We start from the raw sequence: 8,722 nt of genomic DNA, 5'->3' as shown, positions 1-8,722 counted from the left end.
CTATTTATTGTCCCGTCAAGACTGTAGGGGTTTGGTTTCCAAACCCTCTTTCTGAATGAGTGCGCCGCAACAGCAGGGAATTGGTGACGACGCTAACGGAACTAAACGCCATGAATGCACCAGCAGTGGCGGGATTTAATAAGATTCCCCACAAGGGCAGTAGCAGACCGGCAGCGACGGGAATGCCTAGGATATTGTAAGCGAAAGCCCAAAATAAGTTTTGACGAATTTTGCGAAAGGTGGCGCGACTCAGTTGGATAGAACTGACCACATCCAGCAGAGAATCCCGCATGAGGACGATGCCTGCGGTTTCTACGGCCACGTCGGTGGCGGCATTTAAACTGATGCCAATATCCGCTTGAGCTAAGGCAGGGGCATCATTGATGCCATCTCCGACCATTGCAACGCACTGACCCTGGGATTGCAGGTGAGCGATCGCCTCCGCTTTACCTGCAGGGGAGACTCCGGCGAGGATATCGGTGGGGTTGAGTCCGAGGGATTGCCCGATCGCCTGGGCCACTTCTGGGCGATCGCCGGTCAGCATCATCACCCGTAATCCCATCTCCCGACAAGCATCCAGGGTGGATTGAGCATCCTCTCGCCGGCGATCGCGCACGGCAATGCACCCAATTAATTCCCCCCCTTTCCCTACTAACACCACCGTTTTACCCGCTTCGGCCAGTTCTCGGGTCCGGGAACTCCAGTCTGGGGAAATCTCTATCCCCTGTTGCCTAAACCAGTCCTCGGTTCCCAAAATGACGAAAGCATTCTCCACCGTTGCCGAAACCCCACATCCCGGTTCCGTCTGAAAGCAGTCGCCACGCAGGAGGGGGAGATTCCGGGTTTTGGACTCGATTAAAATGGCCTTGGCGAGGGGATGATTGGTCCCGCTTTCCACCGTGGCGGCGAGTTGGAGAAGTTCTGCGGCATCAACATTGTCAATGCAGAGACAATCGGTAACTTCCGGTTCACCCTTGGTCAGAGTGCCCGTTTTATCAAAAATAACGGTATCAATTTGGGCGACGCCTTCGAGAATGTCTCCCCCACGAATCAGTAATCCCCGTTCTGCACCCATGCTGGTTCCGACGAGGAGGGCGGTGGGGGTGGCAAGTCCTAGGGAACAGGGACAAGCAATCACTAAGACGGCGATCGCCAGTTTCAAACTGAGTAACAAGGGGGAAGTCGGTTCCATCAGGGAATGGAGGTGAGATCCCTGATGTAAGAGGGGGGTCAACTGCATCGCCGGTTGTAAGACTTGGGGGAAGAGGTGAGTGCCAATTAAGTACCAGAATGCAAAGGTAATCGTGGCGATCGTGATGACTCCGTAGGTAAAGTATCCGGCGACGGTATCTGCGAGGTGTTGAATCGGTGCTTTGCGGGTTTGGGCCTCTTCTACGAGGGCGACAATTTGAGCGAGGGTGGTTTCTCCACCGATGCGGGTGGCGCGGATGGCGATGACGCCGGACTGATTCAGAGTTCCCCCAACGACGGGATCGCCGGTTTGTTTGAGGACCGGGAGGGATTCGCCGGTCAACATGGACTCATCGATGGTGGTACTGCCGGAGATGATTTCTCCATCTACGGGGATTTTTTCGCCGGGGAGGACTTGGACTAATTCGCCGACTTTGACGCGATCAGCGCTGATTTCCAGGATGAAGGGAGGGGAGTCGGAATCGGTGGCAGCAGAGGTGGGGGTGGTGATTAAGCGGGCGATCGCGGGTTTGAGGGAGATGAGTGCTTGTAAGGATGCCGCAGCGCGATGCCTTGCCAGTTGTTCTAAGGTGCGACCGAGGAGGATGAACCCGAGTAGCATGACGGGTTCATCGAAAAAGCATTCCCATTTGAGTTGGGGAAACAGTCCGGCGATGCAACTGGCGAGATAGGCACTGAGTGCGCCTAATCCGACTAAGGTATTCATGTTGGGGCTGTTGCGCCATAAGGCGCGGGCCCCTTCGATGAGGATGGGACGGCCTGGAATGGCGAGGGCGGCAGTTGCTAAGGCCCAATGGAATCCGATCTGGTTGAGGAATCCGAGTTGGCCGAGGTGACCGAGACCGGAGAGGAGGATTAATAGGGTGGCGATCGCCAGATTCCAGATGGCGGCGCGAATGGATTGGCGGTGGCGATTGGTTTGGGCGATCGCCCCTTGTCCATCGGGGGTGGTACAACGCAGTTCCGTGGGGAATCCCGATGCACTCAACTTTTGGGCCAGTTGTTCTGGGTCGATTTTGTCCGGTTCATACTCCACTGCGGCCACTTCCGTGACCAAATTAACCCGGGCGGAAATGACCCCGGGTTGTTGTGTGAGTTGGCGTTCTACCGCTTGGACGCAACCGGCACATTTCATGCCGCCCACATCCAGGGCAGTGGTGGCAACGGGTGAGGGTGGATTGGGTCTTTGGGTTTCGGATGAAAGCATGAATATCAAATCATCAAGGTATTATCGCCAAAGTGTAACGCTTTTCCCACTGGAGTGGGCTTTATCCTTCATCCTCTGATTCCGGTATCTGGCGCTTCACCGAGGAAAAAATCCGGTAGCTTCCGTTCTCACTATCGGAGAAGCCGGTGGCGGAGTCTCCATCCCATCTCACTACGTTGTATTCCACGTTGTCAGCATAAATGGCGAATGTAATTCGCACAACTTCTAAAAAGTTGATCAGCCACTTGCATTCATTTTGAGACTGTTCCTCATAGTAGCGGATTAAATTGGCTAAACAGGCTTCTAAGTGAGGGGAACAGGATTTACAGATTAAAACCAGCTTCAACAGGACAATCGCTAAGGTCATGGGATTCCCGTTTGCCAATAACAGAATAAACAGCAAGGAAGGGTCTTTACCGTTTTCAGTGGTTAAAAAGTCAATGGTTTTTTTACAAGTGTTTTTGAGCAAGACAGGAGTGAGGATTTCCTCATCATGATTCTTGCCAAGCTCCAATAGTTTACTTGAGAGTTTATTGTTAATTGTATCAACAAAGGTCTGATGTTCTACGGAGAATATTAAATACTTTTTAAGGGCGATTTTAAAAGATTTATAAGTACCCTCTTGAGTTTGCTTGATAAAAATATTAGCCAAATTGACATAATTATAAGGTCCTCGTTTAGCGACTACAGTTTTAATCAATCGGAGGACATCATTGCCCAAACCCGTCGGGTTTTTGTTCGTGACTCCCGGAAGCCCGATTTGAGATTGGGACCGTGCCGTGTACATGGCGAGGTCAAACTTAAACCGTTCTTTGAGTTGGCGGGAGAGGGCTTGGGCGGCCTCTTTTTGTTCTTTGGATTTTCCAAAGACGGATTGATGAGCTAATAAGTAACTCGAATAGCGATGACTCCAAGGACCATCTTCGCTCTGCGAGGCAAAAAGTTCCAGGGCTTTATAATCTTCACTCTTGGAAAAATTAGTTAACCAGGTTCGGAGTCGGTGCAAACTCATAGAAGCCGTATAGGAACCAATCGTTTTGTCCTGAAACATTTGGATCAAGTCTTGAATGGCGGCATTGTTACGAGTCGATTGCCAATTATTGACCAGGATGTAGCAACAGCGATTGAGGATTTTATGAAATTTGTCTTCATCTTCAGCATAAATAATCCGAAATAGGACATTCCAAGCATCGGTGTTTTTATCGGTATTTACAAATTCAATGAATAAAGTTTTAAACTCGATGGTGACGATTTCCGGAGAATTCGTGGTCACCAAGTTTAGGAAATAACTATAAATAATTTCTTCATTTTTATAAAGGGGGGTGGACTGCCCGTCCAGATTGGGGGAATCTGGCTGCTGCCCATTGGGTAAAGCGCCACTGGTCATAAGTTATGCTGTCTGAGGTCTGAATAGGGGTACAAAGAGTGGAATCCTCGGCTGAAATTGAGTTCAAGGAGGAAGGATTGGGGGAAATAATCGCAGTTTAGGTTAAACCGACCGATCGCCTTTTCTCCAGTCTGCCAAAATAACTGGACCCAGACAAGAGCGGTATTCCCTTGGGGTTCCTGATACCGAGAGGGAGTGGATGGGGTGATGCATTGCGATCGCCAACACTCGACCTTAAAAGACTTGAGTTGATGGGATCAACGCTCAATTCCAACTGTTGAAGCAGGAACTGTTCAACTTTAGGGGGTGGATTGATCTGAATAAATGGCCAGTTTACAGGTTTTCCAGGTGACAAGAACGGCGATCGCACCGTCCATTTTTGGGAAACTGGAGAATTATCTCCAATTATAATTGACAGGTTTCGATTCAGTAGGATGCAGCTTTTAACCCAGTCTCCACAGAGAATTCAAGTTATGGGATTATAGCGAAAAAACTACCCCAAACGTTGATATCCGACAGGGATTGGACTTTTTAGTACAGCTTCGGGGATGTGATGGCCCTAGAGAACTGCTCAGGACTTCGGCATTTTTGGAGGGCAAACCCTAACCCCTAGGCGATCGCCCGGGGAGGCGCTTTTCCTGAACTGACCCGTTTAAGCGGGATGCAAGGCGCTCTTCGGGATATCTTTTATCCATGTTTGAGGGGGGTGATACTCCCATCCTGCTGCCCCTAAAAAACTCCTTTCATGCCTGATTAGAACGCCACCTAGAAAAGGGTTGGGATTGTTTTGTTCTTCCCCCTTGGTTCATCAACTATAGCGAACCTAAATGGGTTTGCGAATGGACCCTCACCCCTTTCTCGTCGGCGGCCCAAAGCGGGAGAGGGGAGGCGATACATTCAGTGACCTTTAATCGGACAGTTCGGGAGATTTGATGGAGAGTCACAAGTGATTTGACAGAGGATTTTCTGCCAAAAAGTATTAAAGACAGTCTGCCGATTTATTTTGTTCTAGGTCGTGCGGATTTCGAGTGAATTTGGCAAACGACCTGGATTATTGTTGTCTTAATCGGGGAGCAAGCTGATGGGAATCGTCATGAGATTGGGGAATAATTTATTTTTCGGCACTTTTAATTCGAGCTAAAATTGTTTCCATTTCCGACAATTCTACGGCTCCGGAGAACGGTTCTTCATTCATAAAAAAGAAGGGGGTTCCATTAATGCCTAACTTGCGGGCGAGAATGAGGTCTTCCTCAATAGCAGCGATCGCCGTTTCACTCTGGCGATCGCTGTTAAATTTCTCCAAATCTAAATTTAACGTTTGGGCGATCGTCCCATATAACGGTTCTCCCAACTGTTCTTGCTGTTTGAATAATGCATCATGATATTCCCAGAATTTCCCTTGTTGTCCAGCCGCCCAAGCCGCTTGAGCTGCCGGAACTGCTTGGGGATGAATCTGAGCTAAGGGCAGATGCTTGTAGGTCAAAGTGACCTCAGACTGATGTTTAGCCATAAACTGATTCACCGTTTCATGAGCTTGGGCACAAAACGGACATTGAAAGTCGGAAAATTCGACAATCACGATATTTTTCTCGGGAGAACCTTTAACGGGAGAATTCCCGATAATTGCGCCCGGGGTGGTACTCATCTGCTGTAAGAAAGCCTGCCTTGCTTGCTGAACATCATTTTGTTGGGTCTCCTGATAGGCTTGTACCGATTCAATAATGACTTGGGGATTATTCCGAATAATCTCCAAGACTTGTGCTTCGAGTTGGGGATTGGCACTCGTGCCATTGGGACTGGTACAACCGAACAGTCCAAAACAGAATATCAAACAGCCGGCTAAAGTCAATGAAAAAAAGCGAAACCGGGACATGAATAACCTCTGGGATAAAAATTAGCAGCAGATAACTACTATAGGCGCTTTCCCGGGATTTTGACGAGTTTTCCCTGGGTCCAGAAGACGGGTTTTATTGGTGATATCGATTTCTGCTAGATTAGAGGAGTAACGTTACCATCATCTCCAGCACTCCCCTGCCTGTTGGCAATACTGGAGGGCGGTGGATTTCGGTAGCCTACTGTACAGTTTGAGAATCAGGAGTGATCGGCGATTTGATCCGAGATGATATGGCCAGTCGGCTTTAGTTTGCCCTTGAAGTAAGCTGAAAGCATCGATGCCAAGTTGAGAGGTCCCCAGTTATCCCTGAACGGCGATCGCCCCTCGGTTGCATTGTGCTGATGACAAACAGTTGCTGTTGGGTTCTGACTTATCACTAGACTCTAACCACCCCTCGCGAATTTTACTCAATACCCTATGTATGAGCGGATTTTTCCAGTGCCTGATCGCCTCAAATCCCCCAATCAACCGATTAAAGTGGGGGTGTTACATTCCTTAACGGGTACGATGTCGATCGAGGAAGTATCAGTCAAAGATGCCACCTTGTTAGCCATTGAAGAAATTAATGCTGCAGGTGGGGTGCTGGGCCGCCCCCTAGAAGCGGTGATTGCCGATGGCGAAAGCAATTTAAAAACCTTTGCTGAAAAAGCCAAACAATTACTCACTCAGGATCAAGTTGAGGTAGTCTTTGGCTGCTGGACTTCTGCCTCACGCAAGGCGGTACTCCCCATTTTGGAGGAATTAAATGGATTGTTGTTTTATCCGGTGCAATATGAAGGATTAGAACAGTCCCCCAATATTTTCTATACGGGGGCCGCACCCAATCAGCAAATCGTTCCGGCGGTGCAATATTTACTGGATCGGGGCTTTCGCCATATTTATTTACTCGGGTCAGATTATATTTTTCCCCGGACGGCTAATCAAATTATTAAAGCGCAATTAGTGGCCCAAGAAGCGGTTTTAGCGGGGGAAGAATACATTTCCCTGGGTTCGCGGGAGGTGAGTACGGCGATCGCCCATATTCTTTCAGTGCAACCGGATGCGGTATTCAATACTCTCAATGGCGATACCAATGTGGCATTTTTCCGAGAGTTAAAGCAAGCGGGGTTGAGCCCGGATGACTTGCTGGTGATGTCCGTGAGTGTTGCCGAGGCGGAGGTTCGGGAAATAGGGGCGGACTGGATCTCCGGACATCTGGTGGCGTGGAATTATTTTCAAAGCATCGATACCCTAGAAAATCAGAAATTCGTGAGGGCCTATAAAGCAAAGTATGGCAGCGATCGCGTCACTTCCGACCCGATCGCCTCGGGGTATCTCGGGGTCTATTTGTGGAAAAAAGCCGTGGAAAAAGCCCAGTCTACCCAAGTGGCGAAAGTGAAGAAGGCGGCTAAAAATATAGAATTGGTCACTCCAAAAGGGTTAGTCAAGCTAGATGCCAAAACCCAGCATCTGTGGAACACCGTCCGCATTGGCCAAATTAAGCCCGATGGGGCGATCACTGAAATTTGGAACTCCAAGGTGGCGATCGCACCAGACCCCTTTCTATCCCGCTATCCTTGGGCCGCAGGACTCTCTCAACGGGGATTTCGCTGGGGCATCAATGCCAAACTGATGAGCTTATTTAGCGCTTTAGTGGCGATCGCCTGGGTTGCTTTGGCCTTAGAGTGGCTAACTGCGGCGGAAATTAAGAGGAATATCACCGCCTTAATATCCCGGGTTGAGCAACTGTCTACACCCCAGGATGAAATGTTGCAATGGTGCAATGCGGTGATGGCGGCAGCGCAACGCAGTCAATATTTATTGCTCATGCTACTACTATTGAGCATCGTCTCAATGGCAGTAGCCTTTTTTGTCATTTCCCAAATTACTCGGGCATTAAAGGGGGTGACTCAAACCGCGCAACGGTTAGCCTCCGGGGATTTAACCGCGCGATCGACTCTGGTGTCTGGAGATGAAATTGGGGTGCTCTCGAACACCCTGAATACAATGGCACAACAGGTAAACTGTTTACTCAAAGGCTTAGAAGTGCGTTCTCGGCAGGTGGAACAGCACAGTTCAGAATTAGAGGCAGCGGTTTATGCCGCACAAGCGGCGAGTCGGGCGAAAAGCACCTTTCTCGCCAATATGAGCCACGAATTGCGAACGCCACTGAATGCGATCGTGGGTTATAGCGAACTGCTGCAAGAAGAGGTGGAGGAGATTATCGCCGATGAACAGTTGATCAGTGACCTCCAAAAAATTAACATCGCTGGAAAAAATCTCTTGGCGATCGTCAGTGACATTTTAGATATTTCTAAAATTGAAGCGGGCAAAATGGATCTCTGTCTGGATGCCTTCGATGTGCACCAGTTGATTCAGGAGGTGGTTACCACCCTGGAACCGTTGATATTAGCCAATGGCAACAGGATGCAGGTGGATTATCCCGAAAACATGGGGATGATGACGGCAGATCTCACCAAGGTCCGACAAATCCTCTTAAACCTGCTGAGTAATGCCGCTAAATTTACAGAAAAGGGCAAAATTATTTTAGAGGTTATGATTAAAAATCAGGCAGAAAATACCGGGGAACAGGTCACGCTGAATTCTACTCCTGTGCCCCAAACCGAAACGCCCTGGATTCTGTTTCGGGTCCGGGATACGGGAATTGGCATGAGTGCTGAACAGCTTGCCCACCTATTTCAACCCTTTGTGCAGGGGGATGATTCTACCACGCGCAAGTATGGCGGGACGGGATTGGGTTTAGCGTTGGTTAAAAAATTTTGCGAGATGATGGGAGGGGCGATCGCTGTGGAAAGCGAACTGGGGCAAGGGTCGGTGTTTGAGATTGTCCTACCCTTGGAGGTGAAGGCACCCCCTCAACAGGTTACCATTCATCAGGCGGCTTGAACCGTACCACGTCTAAAGCCGGGGGATTCCTGCCTACCCCAAAGGGCGACAGCGGGACATTCAAGTATCCCTCTAGACCATCAAAACAACTATCCCTAAAAGAAAAGAGATGATGCAATTTGGCTTACTTCTTTAT

Annotated in this window: 4 protein-coding genes; 1 reads left to right on the top strand and 3 read right to left on the bottom strand. The window is 49.2% G+C overall.

Annotated elements, in window-relative coordinates; genetic code table 11:
* Positions 1 to 4: 4 nt before the first annotated feature.
* The 3 genes from J0895_RS13025 to J0895_RS13015 form a co-directional block, all read right to left on the bottom strand.
* Positions 5 to 2,419 (bottom strand): heavy metal translocating P-type ATPase, encoded by a 2,415-nt coding sequence (locus J0895_RS13025; protein WP_207088518.1) that lies wholly within the window; start codon positions 2,417 to 2,419, stop codon positions 5 to 7.
* Positions 2,420 to 2,480: 61 nt separating this feature from the next.
* The gene (locus tag J0895_RS13020) at positions 2,481 to 3,806 is read right to left on the bottom strand and encodes a hypothetical protein (RefSeq protein ID WP_207088517.1); all 1,326 of its coding nucleotides are present in this window, start codon (positions 3,804 to 3,806) and stop codon (positions 2,481 to 2,483) included.
* A 1,111-nt stretch (positions 3,807 to 4,917) separates the two neighbouring features.
* The gene (locus tag J0895_RS13015) at positions 4,918 to 5,679 is read right to left on the bottom strand and encodes a DsbA family protein (protein ID WP_207088516.1); all 762 of its coding nucleotides are present in this window, start codon (positions 5,677 to 5,679) and stop codon (positions 4,918 to 4,920) included.
* 438 nt (positions 5,680 to 6,117) lie between these two features.
* Between J0895_RS13015 and urtA the strand changes: the two genes are divergently transcribed.
* Positions 6,118 to 8,586 (top strand): urea ABC transporter substrate-binding protein, encoded by a 2,469-nt coding sequence (urtA, locus tag J0895_RS13010; protein WP_207088515.1) that lies wholly within the window; start codon positions 6,118 to 6,120, stop codon positions 8,584 to 8,586.
* The last annotated feature ends 136 nt before the right edge of the window (positions 8,587 to 8,722 follow it).

The sequence above is a fragment of the Phormidium pseudopriestleyi FRX01 genome (assembly GCF_017313335.1).
Classification (GTDB): domain Bacteria; phylum Cyanobacteriota; class Cyanobacteriia; order Cyanobacteriales; family Laspinemataceae; genus Laspinema; species Laspinema pseudopriestleyi.
The sequence above is the reverse complement of the archived record's forward strand: the minus strand, read 5'-3'. Positions and strand labels throughout refer to the sequence as shown.

Bases quoted from the DNA above. Each gene is read 5' to 3' on its own strand.
- J0895_RS13025 (WP_207088518.1), bottom strand. From the start codon at position 2,419: ATGCTTTCATCCGAAACCCAAAGACCCAATCCACCCTCACCCGTTGCC.
- J0895_RS13020 (WP_207088517.1), bottom strand. From the start codon at position 3,806: ATGACCAGTGGCGCTTTACCCAATGGGCAGCAGCCAGATTCCCCCAAT.
- J0895_RS13015 (WP_207088516.1), bottom strand. From the start codon at position 5,679: ATGTCCCGGTTTCGCTTTTTTTCATTGACTTTAGCCGGCTGTTTGATA.
- urtA (WP_207088515.1), top strand. From the start codon at position 6,118: ATGTATGAGCGGATTTTTCCAGTGCCTGATCGCCTCAAATCCCCCAAT.